Origin of the sequence: Nocardia sp. CDC160 (assembly GCF_035818795.1) — a bacterium.
Classification (GTDB): Bacteria; Actinomycetota; Actinomycetes; order Mycobacteriales; family Mycobacteriaceae; genus Nocardia.
On the sequence record NZ_JAYKYT010000005.1, the window covers coordinates 638,967 to 654,181 of the forward strand.

The following is a 15,215-nucleotide window of genomic DNA, read 5'->3' on the forward strand; positions in this document are numbered from 1 at the left end:
CACGCGATCGCGCGGGTAACCGCCCGGCATGGTCACCCTCGGATACTTCCTAGCCAGCGAACCGTTCGGGCCGCGTGAGCTCGTCGACCAGGCCGTTCGGGCCGAGCGGGCCGGTTTCGAGCGCCTGTGGATCTCCGATCACTTCCACCCGTGGAACGACGCGCAGGGCAACAGTCCGTTCGTGTGGGGCACGATCGGCGCGCTCTCGCAGGCCGTCGATCTGCCGATCACCACCGCGGTCACCTGCCCGACGGTCCGCATCCACCCCGCGATCATCGCCCAGGCCGCCGCGACGGCCGCGGTGCAGTGCGAGGGCCGTTTCATCCTCGGCGTCGGTAGCGGAGAAGCCCTCAACGAACACATCTTCGGCGACCCCTGGCCCAACGCGCCCATCCGCCTGCGCATGCTCGAGGAGGCCATCGGCCTGATCCGCCGCCTGCACCGCGGCGGCGTGGTCAACCACGACGGCGAGTTCTACCACATCGAAGACGCCCGCATCTACACCCTCCCCGAAGACCCGGTCCCCATCTACGTCTCCGGTTTCGGCACCCGCTCCACCCGCCTGGCCGCCCGCCTCGGCGACGGCTTCTGCACCGCCATGCCCGACCGCGACCTGGTGGACCTCTTCCGCGCCGAGGGCGGCGGCACCAAACCCGTCCAAGCGGGCACCAAGGTCAGCTGGTCCCAAGACGACACCGGCCTCGAATACGCCCAACGCCTCTGGTCCAACGAACTCCTCCCCGGCCAACTCAACCAAACCCTCCCCCGCCCAGCCGATTTCGAAGCCGCCATGCCCCTGATCAGCACCCGCGCCGTAGCCAACAATTTCGCCACCGGCGCAGACCCCGACATGCACCTAGCCCACCTCCGCCAGTACATCGACGCGGGCGTAGACGAGCTCTACATCCAACAGATTGGCCCAGACCTGGACGGCTTCTTCACCGCCTATGAGAAGGACATCCTCCCAGCCCTCCGCTGAGCGAGCCGCTACGGTGGCGGACGTGCATTTCACGAATGGGGGATCGGTGATCGATCAACGTCCGCTGTCGGGCTGGAGCCGTACGGCACCGACTGTCGCGCAGGTACTTTCCACTCCCGACATCGATACGGTCGCCAAGGCGGTGCGCGAGGCGGGACCGCGCGGTGTCATCGCGCGCGGGTTGGGGCGCAGCTACGGGGATCCGGCGCAGAACGGCGGCGGTCTCGTCGTCGACATGACCGCGTTCGGGCGCATCCACACGATCGACCCGGACAGCGGCGTGGTCGACGTGGACGCGGGAGTCAGCCTGGACGCGTTGATGCGCGCCGCTTTGCCGGTGGGCCTGTGGGTTCCGGTGCTGCCGGGTACCCGGCAGGTCACCGTCGGTGGCGCGATCGCGTCCGACATTCACGGCAAGAACCATCACTCGCAGGGCAGTTTCGGCAATCACGTGTTGTCGATGGATCTGCTGACCGCCGACGGTGAGGTGCGGACCCTCGAACCCGACGGGGTCGATGCGGAGCTGTTCTGGGCCACCGTGGGTGGGATGGGTTTGACGGGCATTGTCGTGCGCGCCCGAATCCGGATGAAGCGCACGGAAACCGCGTATTTCTACGTCGACAGCGACCGCACCGAGAATCTCGACGAGACAATGGAACTGCTGACCGGTGGCTCCGATGAGGGCTACGAGTATTCGGTGGCCGTACCGGACACGATCAGCACCGGCGCGAAATTGGGTCGTGCGGGGTTCAGTCGGGGCAATCTGGCGACCCTGGATCAGTTGCCTGCCAAGCTGCGTCGCGATCCGCTGTATTTCAATGCGCCGCAGCTGTTCACGGTGCCGGATGTCTTCCCGAACGGGATGGTCAACAATCTGACCACTCGGATCGGAGGTGAGGTCACGCATCGCACGTTCGCGAAGCAGGGGCGAGGGCTGATCCAGAACATCACGCAGTTCCTGCATCCGCTCGACCTGCTCGGTGAGTGGAACCGCGGGTATGGTCGACGCGGCTTTCTGCAGTATCAGTTCTCGATGCCCTACGGCGCGGAAGACCAGCTGGCGGAGGCGGTGCGCGCCATCGCGTATTCGGGGCATCGCTCCTTCCTGAACGTCTTCAAGCGCATGGGGCCCAGCAGTCGAGCGCCGCTGTCGTGGCCGCATCCCGGCTTCATGCTGAGCCTGGACTTCCCGCTGAAGGCGGGGCTGAACGAGTTCTGCGCCGACCTCGACCGCCGAGTACTCGATGCCGGTGGCCGTCTGTACTTCGCCAAGGAGTCGCGCACCACGCCGGAGATGATTCGGGCGATGTATCCGCGCCTGGAGGAATGGCGTCGGATACGAGACGCCGCCGATCCGGGACGGGTGTTCGTCTCGGATCTGGCGCGGCGACTCCGGTTGGTCGACGACGAGCTCGTCCCTGCCAACCGCTGAACAGGGTTGTGGCCCAGGTTATTTCAGGTGGCGGGCGAAGAAGCGGCTGGCGTCTTCGCCCGCGTAGGCCGGGACACCGGTGTGGCCGCCCATATTGGCCTGGAGCGTCTTCTCCTTGGAGCCGAAGGCGTCGAAGAGGTTGAGGGCCATTTGGCGGTCGTTGCCTTCGTCGTCCCATTGGAGGAGGACGTGGAGGGGGATGGTGACTTGGCGGGCCTCCTCCATGATCGAGCGTGGCACATAGCTTCCGGCGAAGAGACCGGCGGCAACGATGCGTGGTTCGACCACGGCCAGGCGGATGCCGACGGCGATCACGCCGCCGGAATAGGCGACCGGACCACCGATTTCCGGTAGAGCCAGGAGGGCGTCCAAGGTGGCCTGTAGCTCGGGGACCGCCTTGTCCACGAGGGGGAGGATCAGGCGGTCGATGACGTCGTCGGGGACGGGCTCACCGGCGGCTACTGCTCGGCGGAGGTCGGCTCCGGCCTGTTGGGCGTCAGGTGAGGCCGGACGGGTGCCACTGCCGGGGAATTCGATGGTGGCGCTGGCGAAGCCCTGGGCGGCAGCGCTGCGTGCTCGGGCCACCAGACGCGGGTACATCTTGGCGAGACCGAGGCCGCCGGGTTGACCGAGGAGGATGAGCGGGACCGGGGTCGACTCGGAGGCCGAGTCGGGGGTCCAGAGGAAGCCGGGGATGTCGGCGAGAAGGAAACCGCGCTCGCGGACGGCGTCGAGCTGCTGTTCGGAGGTGCCGTCGAAACGCTGGTCGGAAGTGAAGTGCATGGTCGTGCCTTTCGGGATGCGTCAGATGGCGCTCCCGGACGACCCTTATCGCCCGACCGTGACCCCGGAGGGGAGCACCCACGTCGAAACTGTGTTCACGGGTACCACCTCCTCGTTCTCTCGCACGGCCTCCGGAAGAGTAGCAGCGCCCCCGGCGGGGCGGCAAAGGATTTACGTACGGTGGAATGCGGGTCACTCCGTCGAGTCGGGAGGGAATCGTCGTGGCCAAGTCCGTTCGTGCGATCGGGGTGCTGGCTGTCGCCGGGGTGGTGCTGGGCGTCGCGGATGTGGTCGCGCCGTGGGTGGTGGCGGGGAGTGAGTTCTCCGATGAGAGCGGTGTGCGCAATGGTTTTCGCGGTGCGTTCCCCGGGTATTGGAATGCCGGGGAGCGCGAACTCACGCCGAGTCTGGCGCGGGTGGTCGACTATTGGTTTCGGTTCCACGTCGCCAAGGGGGCGATCGCGGCGGTGCTGCTCGTCGTGCTCATGATGCTCGCAGTGGTGCTATGGCGAGCGTTTCTCGGTGCGGAGGGACTCGGTTCGGTTCGGCGGACATCGATCGCGGCGGGCGGAGTCCTCGTGACAGCGCTCCTCGGCCCCGCGAACCCGCCGCGTCCTGGCCTCCTACGGCATTTTCTCCGCCCTACTGGCCGTCGCGCTGATCGTGGTCGTGATCGCCAATGCGACCACCGCCGCCCATCCCGACCCCGGCTTCGCCGCCCTCTTCGCGGGCAGTTGGTGACCCTCCATCCACGCGAAGCGACGGTGTTTGCTCCGAACGGGGTCGGGTACGGCGAGCGTGTAATGGCTTTTCGAGGAGCCGAGAGCTGCTCAGACCAGGAGGTTCGCCATGCCGAAGGAATGGAGCGATAAGCAGGAACGGCAGTACGAGCACATCAAGGAGTCCGCGGAGGATCGCGGTGAGAGCGGGAAGCGGGCCAAGGAGATCGCCGCGCGCACGGTGAACAAGAACCGCGCGCAGGCCGGTCAGACCAAGACCGCCAGCCGCACCTCGGTCAAGGACAAGTCGCCGCAGCAGCGCGGTGGACAGCGCTCGCACAGCGGGGCCAAGGGCCCCACCCGCGACCAGCTGTACAACGAGGCACGGCAGCGAAACATCAAGGGCCGCTCGGCAATGACCAAGGCTCAGCTCGCGCACGCCCTCGGCAAGGACTGAGGCTCGATCATGGCCGAGCTCAATGCCGTCGCCCTCGTGTGCACCTTGCAGCCCTCGCCCGAGGAGTCCAGCAGCGACCTCATCGCGAGCCAGATCCTGGCTCGGCTGTCGGCCAATGGCGTTGGCGGCGAAAGCATTCGGCTGGTCGACCACGACATCCGACCGGGCGTGAGCGTCGACGAGGGCGACGGCGACCAGTGGCCGATCATCCGGGACGAGATTCTCGCCTCGGAGATCCTGCTCGTCGCCACCCCCACCTGGCTGGGCCACATGTCCTCCATCGCCCAGCGGGCCCTCGAACGCCTGGATGCCGAACTGGCGCATACCGATAACGCGGGCCGCCCGGTCATGACGGGCAAGGTCGCCATCGCGGCCGTGGTCGGCAACGAGGACGGCGCGCACAAGATCGTGGCCGATCTCTTCCAGGGCCTCAACGATATCGGTTTCACCATCCCCGCCCAGGGCTGCGCCTACTGGAACGACCAGGCCATGGGCTCCACCGACTATCTCGATCTGCCCGAACAACCGGAATCGGTGGCGCGGACCATCGACACCCTGGCCCGCAATACCGCGCACCTGGCCCGGCTGCTGACCGGGCAGAACTATCCGGGCACCGAGTAGACGCGCATGGCCGCCACCATCGACGAACTGCTGCACGCGCTCACGCGTGCGGTGAACACCTTGTCGGACACCGACATTCGCTTCGCGGTGGCGGGCGGCTGCGCGGTCTACGCCCGGGGCGGACCCATCTCCGACCACGACGTCGACCTGTTCATCAAGCCCGAGGACATCGGTCGCGCGCGAACGGCCCTGGTGCGCGCCGGATTACGGCTCTCCGAGCCGCCGGAGGACTGGCTCACCAAGGCCTACGCGGGCGACACCCTGGTCGATCTGATCTTTCGCCCCAACTACCGCGAGGTCACCGACGAACTGCTGGATCGCGCCGAGGTCATGCGCATCGGCCCCACGGTCGCGCCGGTGGTCAGCGGCACCGATCTGATCGTCGACAAACTGCTCGTCTTCGACGCGCACCGGCTCGACCTGAGTCCGCTGCTGCGCATCGCCCGGGATCTGCGCGAGCAGGTCGACTGGGCGCAGGTCCGCGAGCAGACCAGTCATTCCCCTTATGCCCGAGCCTTTCTCGGCCTGCTGGCCGATCTGCGCGTGATCGAGGAGCCCACCCGATGAACAACAGCGCCGAATACCTCGTCGCCCGACTGCGCCGCGTCCTGCACGAGGACGCCCGCACCGCCGAACTCGGTATCGAGGTGACGGTCGAGGGCCTGGTGGTGTCGCTGGCCGGGCGGGTGACCAGTGACGAGGGCCGCGACCACATCGAAGAGGTGGTGCGCGAGACGCTGCCGGGTTTCGCCGTGCACAACGAGATCCAAGTGTCGCCGCCGACACCGCCGCACATTGTCGAGGCATTGGGCGAATGAGGGAGGCATTGGGCGAATGAGGATCGCCGCGGTCGGGGACGTCCATCTCGGGAGCGACTCCCGCGGCCTGTTCCGCCCGGCCCTGGCACAGTTGCCCGGCCGCGCCGATGTGCTGTTGCTGGCCGGGGACCTCACCCGGTGCGGCACCGTCGAGGAGGCGCGTGTCGTCGCCGACGAATTCGGCGATCTGGGCCTCCCGGTGGTGGCCGTCCTCGGCAATCACGACCATCACGGCGACGCACCCGAGGCCGTGGCCCGAACCCTGTGCGACAGCGGCATTCTCGTCCTGGAGGGGACGACCACCACCCTCACCGTCAAGGGCGTGTCCCTGGGCATCGCGGGCACCATCGGCTTCGGCGGCGGTTTCGCCGGACATTCCGGCAGCGCCTTCGGCGAACGCATGATGCGCGACTTCATCGGCCGCACCATGACGCTGGCGGAGTCGCTGCGCGCCGGTCTGGACAGCCTGCACACCGATATCAAGGTGGCCCTCACCCACTACTCCCCCACGCCCGACACCCTGCGCGGCGAGCCCCGCGAGATCTACCCGTTCCTGGGCTCCTATCTGCTGGCCGAGGCGATCGACAGCGCCGACGCCGATCTGGCCGTCCACGGTCACGCGCACGCGGGCACCGAGCACGGCGCGACACCGGGCGGCATTCGCGTCCGCAATGTCGCCCAGCCGGTGATTCGCGCCGCCTACGCCCTCTACCGCATCAATCCGCGGCGAGTTCAGCCTCCGCTGACCGCGGGTCGGGCCGGTCGTCGCGGGTCGACGGAATCCTGACCAGGGTCAGTGCACTGGCGGTGGCAGCCGAACCCAAGGCGATCGTCCATCCCACGGGTCCCAATGGCCTGCAACCGAAGTAGGTGCACAACCCCGGTGTCATGACCACCGCGCCGAGCACGGTGCCGCTGGCCACGGTGGTGAGCCAGATCAGCGGGCTGGTGCGCGCCGCCAGCAAGGTTTGACCGAGCTGGGTCGAAATGAGCGCGACCAGGCCGATGGTGGCGGCACGGCGTTGGGTGCCGGTATAGCGGCCGATGGTCCAGGCCACGGAAGCGGCTGTGCCCGTGGCAATTCCGCGCACCGCCAGCGCGCGCGGAAGATCGGCGCCGAGATTGGCGCGCGGGATCTCGGCGAGCTCCTGGGCCCGATGCCGCGCCCGGGTCTCCTCGTCGACGTCCGGGTCGTCGGCCGGGCCGGAACCGCTGCGCGACAACGCCAATGCCAAGGCCGGGAACATGTCCGTGAGCATGTTCACCAGTAGGAATTGCCGGGTGCCGATGGGTGCCTGCCCGCCCACCGCGGTGCCGTAGAGGGTGAATCCGACCTCCCCCGCATTGCCGCCGACGAGCACCCCGACGGCGTCGGTGACCCGCCGCCACATGCCCCGACCCTCGACCAGTGCGTCCAGCAATGCCAATGGCTCGGTGCGGGTGAGCACGAGGTCGGCGGCATTGCGGGCGGCGACGGAACCCTGTGCGGCCATGCCGATTCCGACATCGGCGGTGCGAATGGCCGCGGCGTCGTTGGAGCCGTCACCGGTCATGGCGACGGTGTGCCCGCGACGGCGCAGCGCGGACACGATGCGGACCTTGTGTTCCGGGTTCACGCGCGCGAACACCGCACTGCGTTCGATGAGTTCGGTCTGACCGGATTCATCGAGGCGATCGAGGTCGGCGCCGGTGGTGACACCGTCGGCGGGAATACCCAGCTGACGCGCCACGGCGGCGGCGGTGACCGGATGATCCCCGGTGATCATGCAGACGCGAATATCGTTGTCCTGCAGGGCATTGACCAGCGCGACGCTGTGCGGGCGCGGGGTGTCGGCGAGCCCGAGCAGCCCGAGCAGGGTCAGATCCCCGAAGGCCGTCTCGACATCCTCGGGTGCCGTGGAGAATTCGCGACGCGCCACGACCAGCACCCGCAGCCCCTGTTCGGCGAGCGCGAGCACGGCCCGCTTGGCCCGCTCCCGCTCCTGCTCGTCGAGTGGGCTCGTCTTCCCGTCGGAGGTGCGGAATCCCGTGCAGTGCGGAAGTACGATCTCGGGCGCGCCCTTGGCGAACAACCGCACCCGATGACGGGTCTTGCCCAGGGCGGCCGCGTAGCCGCGATTCGATTCGAAGGGCACCTCCTCGATGGGATCCCAGGGATGGGAGTCCGTGCCGAGAATCTCGTGCGCGGCATCGAGCACCGCGCGATCGGTCGCGTGATGCACCGGCCCGTCGTGCGGATCCGGACAGGCCCGGGCCGCCGCGCGCAGCAACCGGCGCGCGTCCGCGGAATCGGCGTCCGCCTCGAACTGCCGCTCCATGTCGGCGAGCGCGGCGAGCCGCAGTTTGCCATGGGTCAGGGTGCCGGTCTTGTCGAAGCACACGGTGTCCACGCGGCCCAGCGCCTCCACGGTTCGGCTGGCGCGCACCAGAACTCCGTAGCGGGAGAGCCGTCGCGCGGCCGCCAGCTGCGCCACCGTGGCCACCAGCGGCAGCCCCTCGGGCACCGCCGCCACCGCGACCGCGACGCCGTCGGCAATGGCCTGGCGCAGCACGCGGCCGCGCAGCCCGCCGAGCAGGGTGACCACTGAGCCCCCGGCGAGGGTGAGCGGCAGCGCGCGATCGGTCAGCTCGCGCAATTGCGCTTGCACACCAGTCTTCTCGGGTGGCCGCGCCCCGGCGGTGGCCCGTCCGGCCTGGGTGTCCGCGCCGGTGGCCACCACGACGGCCAGCCCGTCACCGTTGACCACGGTCGAGCCCTCGAAGACCATGCAGGCCCGATCCCCCAGTACCGCACCGGGTGTGGCGGCGGTCTGCTTGTCGACCGTCACCGATTCGCCGGTCAGCCCGGATTCGTCGACCTCGAGTTCATTGGCGCGCAGCAGGCGGCCGTCGGCGGGAATCACATCGCCCGCGTGCAGCGCGATGAGATCGCCGACCTCCAGCAGGCTTGCCGGTACCACGGTTTCGTCCGGGTCGAGCCGGTCGCGGTCCTCGCGTGCGATCAACCGTCCGATCGTCTGCTCGCGTTCCATCAGGCTGTGCAGCGCGCGTTCGGCCCGCTGCCGTTGCCGCGCGGAGACCATGGCGTTCACGGTGAGCACCGAGGACAGCAGCACGGCGTCCGAGGGCGACCCGAGAATCGCGGTGGCCAGCGCACCGACACCGAGTAGCGGCGTCAGGGGATCGGAGAGTTCGCGACGCATATGCCCGGCGAAGTCCGCGACGGACGCGAACGGCTTCAAAAGCCCTGTGTGAGAGGGGCTCTCCTCCTCGGATCGCTCCTCGATCGCGGGCGGAGCGGGCAACCGGTCCAATACCTCGTCACCGCCGAGGGCATGCCAGGGCAGCAGCGGTGCGACCGGACCGACCGGGGCACCCCGCGCCACCCGCCACCCGGTGACCGCACCGTTCAGCAGTCCGGCGACATTCGCCGCGAGCAGCGGCGCGGACGGTCCCCCGCGCGGCGTCACCGCCAACATCAACCCGCCCAACGCCGTCGCCGACAGCGCCAATACCCGGGCCCGCTCACTGACCTGCCGTGCCGCCGGGACGACCGCCAGAATCCGTTGCACCTGAGCCAGATCCCGGCACACCGCGTCCGCGCTCCACGGCACCCGCAGTTCCCCGTTCTCCCCGCGCGCCAGCCCGATCGACACATCGGCCCAATCCAACGCCTTGAACGACCGCGCCCCGAGCACCGCGACCACCTGCCCGTCCCGTTGCAGATCATCGACCAGCTTGCTGGTCGAGACCTCCCCCGGCACGAATTCATCGGCCAGCGACCGCAATTCCCGCAAATCCTGATGCGCGGACAAAATGACCCGAACCCCGGCGGCCCGCGCCGACTCCAACAACGCCTGCGCCCGCCGATCCATCTCCCGCCCGATCAACACCCGCCCGAGCACCCGCTCCCCGCGCCGCACCTCCCGCCACACCGGCCTGCGCGTCATCCCCCGATCCGGAGTACCACTCCCCGGATGCACCAGCCGAGGCGGTTCCTCCCCCGAACCCGCCTGCGTCACTTGCTGCTCGGAGCCCTCCCGCCGCGCTTCCTGATCCGAATCCGCCTGCCCCGGCTCCTGATCCGGGCCATCCGGCCCCGCCTGCCGACCCGCGCGCGGCTGCCTCGCGTCGTCGGCCGAGTCCCCACGCGCCCCATTGCCGACAGCATCCGCATGCCGTGACTCGCTACCCGAATCCGATTGCCGCTCGGTGCTTCTCAGCGCGCGTTGCGCGATCATCCACAGCTCCGCCGCCGATACCTCCGCCTCGGGTTCGGCTTCGAGCACCACGCGTCGATCGGTGAGCAGCGCCTCGCCGTCGATCACGACGGCGCTGAGCCGGTCCAGGCGCCGCCACACGCCCGGGTGCAGGGTGAGTACCCCGGCGCGCGAGAGCGCGGTCGAGACGGTCGCGGCGAAGGCCTCGCGGCTGGCGCGCGCCGCCTTGGGCGCGCCCAGTTCCAGGGCGTCGATGGCGTCGGAGAATCGGGTGCCGCCCGCGAAAGCCAGTGTGCCGAGCAGACTTCCGGTCGCGGTCTCGTCGGCGACGCGTTCCACGGGCCCCGCCGGAATGTCGACGGGCCGCTCGCGCCGCGGCAGCGGTTCGCGGACCGGGGACTGCGTCTGCCCGGCGAGCTCGGCCTCCCACTCACCCCAGCGGGTGTAGGAACTGCTGGCCTCCACGAACAGGAATCCGCGTTGCGCGGCATCGACCGCCAGCTTGGCCACGCTCTCCGCGGCCGCGCTCCCGATTGCGGTGGCCAGGGTCAGCACCACATCGGTGCGCACCCGGCCGAGCCGCGCCTCGAGCTGTTCGCGCAGCCGCGGCTGATTGTCGGCCAACAGCGCGACACCGCGCAGCAAGCGCGCGGGGCCGTCGAAGGGCAGCAGCGCGCCGGTGGCCGCCAGTCCGATGGCCGCGATATCGGCGGCCAGCTGAATTCCGGCCGCCAGCACCGGTTCCCGATCCGCCGGATGTTCGACCGACCGGTCCCATGTCTGCTCGGTGACCTCGGCGTCGTCCTCCACCGCCTCCACCGCGTCCAGTAGATCCGGCAGCTCGGCCTCGATATCGGACAGTCCCGCCACCACGCGCCCGGTCACGGCATTGACCCGCCACCATTGCACCGCGTCGGTCTGCTCCAGCCGCTCCTCCAGGGCGGCCAGCACCCGCCCGGCCTCCGGTGAGGTCAGCCCGCGCACCTCCACCGCGGCGCGATCGGTCCCGACCGCGACCCGCCGCTGCGTGCGCTCGGTCCGTAGATCCGCCAGCGTGACGAGATCGTCGCGCAGCCGCCGCACCGCCTCGGGCGCGACGGCCTCCAATCCCGCACCGGCGGTCTCGATTCCCGTACCCGCCAGTGAAACACCGGTCTCCAGCACACGAATCGGCAGTGCCAGAGTCGCTTTCGCGAGCGCCATACCATTGTTGATCAGGGAGGGGATCATGTTTCGCAGCTACCCGCGATGTGCGGCGGCAAACCGCCTCGACGCGGCGATCCGCCCCCGAACAGAGCGGTGCCCGGGCACCCTTCGGCGCCCGGGCACGCGATCACGGGATCAATCCCGGAAAGCGTCCTTGACCTTCTCGCCCGCGTCCTTGACCTGATTCTTGGTCTGACGGGCCTTGCCGGACTGCTCCCGGTCCTCGTCGCCGGTCAGCTTGCCGAGCTTCTCCTGCGCCTTACCGGCGAGTTCGTCGGCCTTGTTCTTGGCCTTGTCGGTTGCGCTCATGTCGTTTCCTTCCGATCGAGCGGCTCGAGGGGCCGTCGCCTCGACCCCGTCATCGCCTACCCGGGTGTCGGGCACCGAAACAGGCTGACAAAACCCGGGTTTGGCGCATGTTCGCGAAACGAGCGGGTAGGCGAGCGATAGGAGCAAGAACAAGGAGAGAGTTTCCTATGACAACCGCACTACAGCCCCGCGGCGGCGGTGGCGGAGTCGGCAGACCCAATGCCAGCAGCCTGGCCGAGGTGCTCGACACGATTCTCGACAAGGGCCTCGTGATCGACGCGTACGTGCGTGTGTCGCTGGTCGGCATCGAAATCCTGACCATCGACGCGCGCGTGGTCGTGGCCAGCGTCGACACCTACCTGCGTTTCGCCGAGGCCGTCAACCGCCTCGACATCTCGGCGCAGGACCAGAAGCCCGGATTGCCCGATGTCGTGAAGGATGTCGCCTCCGGCGGCAAGTCCTCGGCGGCCAAGGATGCCATCGAATCGGTCACCAAGCAGCTGTCCGAGGGCGGCAAGGACACCCAGCAGATTCTCGAGCAGGCCGGGCAGCAGATTCTCGGCGCGCTCGGGCAGGGCCAGGGCGAGCAGGAGCCCGAGGCCGAAGAAGAGAAGCCGAAGTCGCGGTCCACGTCACGCCGCAGGAGCCAGTCATGACCGAGTCACAGTCGGAAACCGCACGCACACAGGCGAGTTCGAATACCGCGCTGCTGCTGTACGGCATCGTGCCCGCGGATGCCAAGCCCAAGGGCCACGGCGTCGGGCGCGCCCCGGCACCGGTGCGCACCATCCCGCACGGCCGGATCGCCGCGCTGGTGAGCGAGGTGCCGCTGGACGAGCCGCTGGACCGGGCCGAGGATCTGCAGGGCTTCTCGCGGGTGGTGGACGAGATGGTCAGCGAGACCGCGATCATTCCCATCCGTTTCGGCGCGGCGCTCGAGGACGAGGCGGCCGTGGAATCCGGGCTGCTGGAACCCAATGAGAAGAAGTTCGGTGCCGCCCTCGAGGATCTGAAGGGTCTGGCCGAATACCTGGTGATCGGGCAGTACGTCGAGGAGACCGTGCTGCGCGAGATCCTGCAGGAGGACCAGCAGGCCGCCGCCTTGAGCGAAACCCTGCGCAGCGCACCGCCGGAAGCAGGCCGCGATGTGAGCCTGGCGCTGGGCGAGACCATCAATGCCGATCTCGAGCAGAAGCGCGAGACGGACACCACCGTCATGGTGAACGCCCTGAGCGAGTTGACCAATGAGCTGGTGCTGCGCCCGCCCACCCACGAACAGGAGGTCGCCGCCATCGCGGTGCTGATCCCCCTGGACAAGGAGAAAGAGCTGGTGCATATCGCCGATCAGCTGAGCCAGCAGTGGAACAACCGGGTGGTGCTGCGCGTCGTCGGACCGCTCGCGGCCTGGGACTTCATGTCGGTGGAAGCGACGGACAACCAATGATCGGCACCCTGCTGTCCCTCCCGCTGCTACCGCTCAAAGGCGTTGTGGCCCTGGCCCGGGTGATCGCCGACGAGGCGGACCGGCAGCTGTACAGCATGCCGTCGCTGCGGCGGGAGCTCGACGATCTGCAACGCCTGCGGGCACAGGGCCGCATCGACCCCGAGGAGTATCAGCGGCGGGAACAGCAGGTGCTCGATCGGGCGCTACATCGCGGAGGCGAGTCGCATGGCGGATGAACAACGTTCTCGGGCAAGGAGTTCGGGTTCGAAGAGCAGTTCGGGTTCGAAGAGCTCGGACACGTCCACCGAGGACGGCAGACTCTCGGCCGCCGACGCCGCCACCGTGGGCGTGCGCCTCATCGCCCAATTGACCGGACAGTCCGTGCTCGGCGCGACCGCCTCGCGGCCCGCCGAGCACGGCTGGACCGTCGAGGTCGAGGTGCTCGAGGAGACCCACATCCCCTCCTCCGCCGACGTCCTGGCACTCTACCGCCTGGACCTGTCGGAAACGGGGGATCTGCTGTCCTACAGCCGGATTCGACGCGGCCAGCGCTGCTCGATCGGGGATGATCGACGATGACGCTGCCGTCGGAGCGGTTCTCCGCGCGCCCGGCCGCGCGCAGCGGATCCGAACCCGCCAATCTCGGCGACATCCTCGAAAGGGTGCTCGACAAGGGCCTGGTCATCGCGGGCGATATCAGGGTGAACCTGCTCGATATCGAGCTACTCACCATCAAACTGCGGCTGGTCATCGCGTCGCTCGAGACCGCGCGCGAGGTGGGAATCGATTGGTGGGAACAGGATCCGTGGCTGCGCGGCGACCGCACGGTCGGGGGCAAGGACGGACAGCGGAGCCTCGACGGGGGCGCCGATGCCGAACTCCGTTCGGAGAACGAGCGATTGCGCCGCCGCCTGGCCGAACTCGAGGCGAAGCAACCGGAGCCAGATGCGAAGCAACCGGAGGCAGACCATGACTAGCGACACCGCGGCGCATATCGAGACCCCGGTGGATACCGGGACCGCCCTGTGGCTGTATGCCATTCGCGACGGCACCGCGCCCGCACCCGAGGTCACCGGCGTGCACAAGGAGCCGGTGGCTTGCGTCTACGCGGGCGGGCTGGCCGCGGTGGTCGGCTCGGTTCCATTGCGCGAGTTCAATTCCGCGACCCTCGAACTCAATCTCAATGATTTCGACTGGCTGGCCGACGCCGCGCGCGCCCACCACGCGGTCATCGGGGCCGCGGCGCAGGACCGTCCGGTCATTCCCATCCGGCTCGCGGTGCTGTGCCGTGACGAGGGCAGCGTCCGGCAACTGCTGATCGAGCGCCACAAGGAATTCCGCACGGCCCTGGCACTGGTCGAAGGGCGCGCGGAGTGGGGCGTGCGCGCCTATCTGCGCTCGCCCGGCGACAACAATGACCGGCCACGCCCCACCTCCGGTGCCGACTATCTGCGGCAGCGCCGAGATGCCCTGCAGCGCAACCGAACCGACCTCGCGGACGCCGAACTCGCGGCGTCGACCATGTTCCGCACCCTGTGCCGACACGCGGTCGCGGCCCGCTGCCGTCCGTCCACGGACTCCACCCTCACCGGGCGACGCGCCCACCTGGTGCTCAACGCCGCCTATCTGGTCGACATGTCCAAGGTGGCCGATTTCCTTTCGGCGGCCAAAGAATTCGACGACCACGAGCTGCTGGTGATCGAGCGCTCCGGCCCGTGGCCGCCGTACACCTTCGTCGGCGCGGCGGGTGAATTGTGACCGCCGTCCACGAGCCCGATCTACGCGACAACCGCGATGTCGCGCTCATCGACCTGCTCGATCGAGTGCTGGCCGGTGGCGTGGTCATCTCGGGCGATATCACCCTGTCCATCGCCGATGTCGAACTGGTGCGCATCTCCCTGCGCACCCTCATCGCCTCGGCCGCGGCCCTCATCGAACAGTGACCGACTCGCGCATCGAACTGGATCCCGAAGGGGTGGAACGCGGTCTGGCCACCCTGGTGCTGACCATTGTCGAGCTGCTGCGTCAGCTCATGGAGCGGCAGGCCGTGCGGCGCATGGAGGCGGGCGGGCTGACCGACGACCAGATCGACAAGGTGGGAACGACCCTCATGCGCCTGTCCGAGGCCATGGACGAGCTGCGCGAACATTTCGATCTGGCACCGGAGGACCTCAACATCGATCTCGGCCCGCTCGGCACCCTGCTCCCCCGCGATCTCTAGATCCCC

The 15,215-nt window shown here is 68.7% G+C and carries 19 protein-coding genes; 16 read left to right on the top strand and 3 right to left on the bottom strand.

The features are described from left to right. Positions 1–28 precede the first annotated feature (28 nt). Entirely contained in the window at positions 29–979 is a 951-nt protein-coding gene (locus VMT40_RS30735; RefSeq protein WP_326362590.1) for a TIGR03557 family F420-dependent LLM class oxidoreductase, read from the top strand. Further along, positions 948–2,411 carry an FAD-binding protein gene (locus VMT40_RS30740; protein WP_442790080.1) on the top strand — a complete coding sequence of 488 codons (1,464 nt, stop codon included), beginning with the start codon at positions 948–950 and terminating at the stop codon, positions 2,409–2,411. The genes VMT40_RS30735 and VMT40_RS30740 overlap by 32 nt, the downstream gene beginning before the upstream one ends. An 18-nt stretch (positions 2,412–2,429) precedes the next feature. Here the strand turns inward: VMT40_RS30740 and VMT40_RS30745 are convergent, their stop codons facing one another. Beyond that, the gene (locus VMT40_RS30745; RefSeq protein WP_326362593.1) at positions 2,430–3,194 is read right to left on the bottom strand and encodes an alpha/beta hydrolase; all 765 of its coding nucleotides are present in this window, start codon (positions 3,192–3,194) and stop codon (positions 2,430–2,432) included. Between the two features lie 221 nt (positions 3,195–3,415). Here VMT40_RS30745 and VMT40_RS30750 point away from each other — a divergent pair, with 221 nt between their 5' ends. Genes VMT40_RS30750 through VMT40_RS30775 form a run of 6 tightly spaced genes read left to right on the top strand, consistent with a single transcriptional unit; the run spans position 3,416 to position 6,596 of the window. Next, the gene (locus VMT40_RS30750; protein WP_326362595.1) at positions 3,416–4,066 is read left to right on the top strand and encodes a hypothetical protein; all 651 of its coding nucleotides are present in this window, start codon (positions 3,416–3,418) and stop codon (positions 4,064–4,066) included. Next, positions 4,044–4,370: a plasmid stabilization protein gene (locus VMT40_RS30755; RefSeq protein ID WP_326362597.1), complete on the top strand. Its 327-nt coding sequence runs from the start codon at positions 4,044–4,046 to the stop codon at positions 4,368–4,370. The genes VMT40_RS30750 and VMT40_RS30755 overlap by 23 nt, the downstream gene beginning before the upstream one ends. Positions 4,371–4,379: 9 nt before the next feature. Continuing rightward, a complete protein-coding gene (locus VMT40_RS30760; RefSeq protein WP_326362599.1) occupies positions 4,380–4,991 on the top strand; it encodes a flavodoxin family protein in 612 nt (203 codons plus the stop codon). 6 nt (positions 4,992–4,997) lie between these two features. Next, a complete protein-coding gene (locus VMT40_RS30765; RefSeq protein ID WP_326362600.1) occupies positions 4,998–5,558 on the top strand; it encodes a hypothetical protein in 561 nt (186 codons plus the stop codon). Further along, positions 5,555–5,809, top strand: a complete 255-nt coding sequence (locus VMT40_RS30770) for a BON domain-containing protein (RefSeq protein WP_326362601.1) — start codon at positions 5,555–5,557, stop codon at positions 5,807–5,809. Before VMT40_RS30765 ends, VMT40_RS30770 begins: the two co-directional genes overlap by 4 nt. 16 nt (positions 5,810–5,825) lie before the next feature. Further along, positions 5,826–6,596 (top strand): metallophosphoesterase family protein, encoded by a 771-nt coding sequence (locus VMT40_RS30775; protein ID WP_326362602.1) that lies wholly within the window; start codon positions 5,826–5,828, stop codon positions 6,594–6,596. On the opposite strand, the gene VMT40_RS30780 is transcribed toward VMT40_RS30775, so the two are convergent. Both VMT40_RS30780 and VMT40_RS30785 read right to left on the bottom strand, forming a co-directional pair. Next, complete coding sequence (locus VMT40_RS30780) at positions 6,526–11,232, bottom strand: cation-translocating P-type ATPase (protein ID WP_326362604.1); 4,707 nt, start codon at positions 11,230–11,232, stop codon at positions 6,526–6,528. The two genes, VMT40_RS30775 and VMT40_RS30780, sit on opposite strands and share 71 nt — an antisense overlap. Before the next feature lie 138 nt (positions 11,233–11,370). Continuing rightward, positions 11,371–11,544, bottom strand: a complete 174-nt coding sequence (locus tag VMT40_RS30785) for a CsbD family protein (protein ID WP_326362606.1) — start codon at positions 11,542–11,544, stop codon at positions 11,371–11,373. Positions 11,545–11,711: 167 nt separating this feature from the next. Between VMT40_RS30785 and gvpJ (VMT40_RS30790) the strand changes: the two genes are divergently transcribed. Genes gvpJ (VMT40_RS30790) through VMT40_RS30825 form a run of 8 tightly spaced genes read left to right on the top strand, consistent with a single transcriptional unit; the run spans position 11,712 to position 15,209 of the window. Next, entirely contained in the window at positions 11,712–12,200 is a 489-nt protein-coding gene (gvpJ, locus tag VMT40_RS30790; protein WP_326362608.1) for a gas vesicle protein GvpJ, read from the top strand. Next, positions 12,197–12,988, top strand: coding sequence for a GvpL/GvpF family gas vesicle protein (locus VMT40_RS30795; RefSeq protein WP_326362609.1), 792 nt, complete (start codon positions 12,197–12,199; stop codon positions 12,986–12,988). The genes gvpJ (VMT40_RS30790) and VMT40_RS30795 overlap by 4 nt, the downstream gene beginning before the upstream one ends. Beyond that, on the top strand, positions 12,985–13,224 hold the full coding sequence (locus VMT40_RS30800) for a gas vesicle protein GvpG (protein WP_326362611.1): 240 nt from the start codon (positions 12,985–12,987) through the stop codon (positions 13,222–13,224). The genes VMT40_RS30795 and VMT40_RS30800 overlap by 4 nt, the downstream gene beginning before the upstream one ends. Beyond that, positions 13,214–13,567: a gas vesicle protein GvpO gene (gvpO, locus tag VMT40_RS30805; protein ID WP_326362612.1), complete on the top strand. Its 354-nt coding sequence runs from the start codon at positions 13,214–13,216 to the stop codon at positions 13,565–13,567. Before VMT40_RS30800 ends, gvpO begins: the two co-directional genes overlap by 11 nt. Further along, entirely contained in the window at positions 13,564–13,965 is a 402-nt protein-coding gene (gene gvpJ / locus VMT40_RS30810) for a gas vesicle protein GvpJ (protein ID WP_326362614.1), read from the top strand. The genes gvpO and gvpJ (VMT40_RS30810) overlap by 4 nt, the downstream gene beginning before the upstream one ends. After that, complete coding sequence (locus VMT40_RS30815; RefSeq protein WP_326362615.1) at positions 13,958–14,746, top strand: GvpL/GvpF family gas vesicle protein; 789 nt, start codon at positions 13,958–13,960, stop codon at positions 14,744–14,746. The genes gvpJ (VMT40_RS30810) and VMT40_RS30815 overlap by 8 nt, the downstream gene beginning before the upstream one ends. Next, positions 14,743–14,931 (top strand): gas vesicle protein, encoded by a 189-nt coding sequence (locus tag VMT40_RS30820; protein ID WP_326362617.1) that lies wholly within the window; start codon positions 14,743–14,745, stop codon positions 14,929–14,931. Before VMT40_RS30815 ends, VMT40_RS30820 begins: the two co-directional genes overlap by 4 nt. After that, a complete protein-coding gene (locus VMT40_RS30825; protein ID WP_326362618.1) occupies positions 14,928–15,209 on the top strand; it encodes a gas vesicle protein K in 282 nt (93 codons plus the stop codon). The genes VMT40_RS30820 and VMT40_RS30825 overlap by 4 nt, the downstream gene beginning before the upstream one ends. The last annotated feature ends 6 nt before the right edge of the window (positions 15,210–15,215 follow it).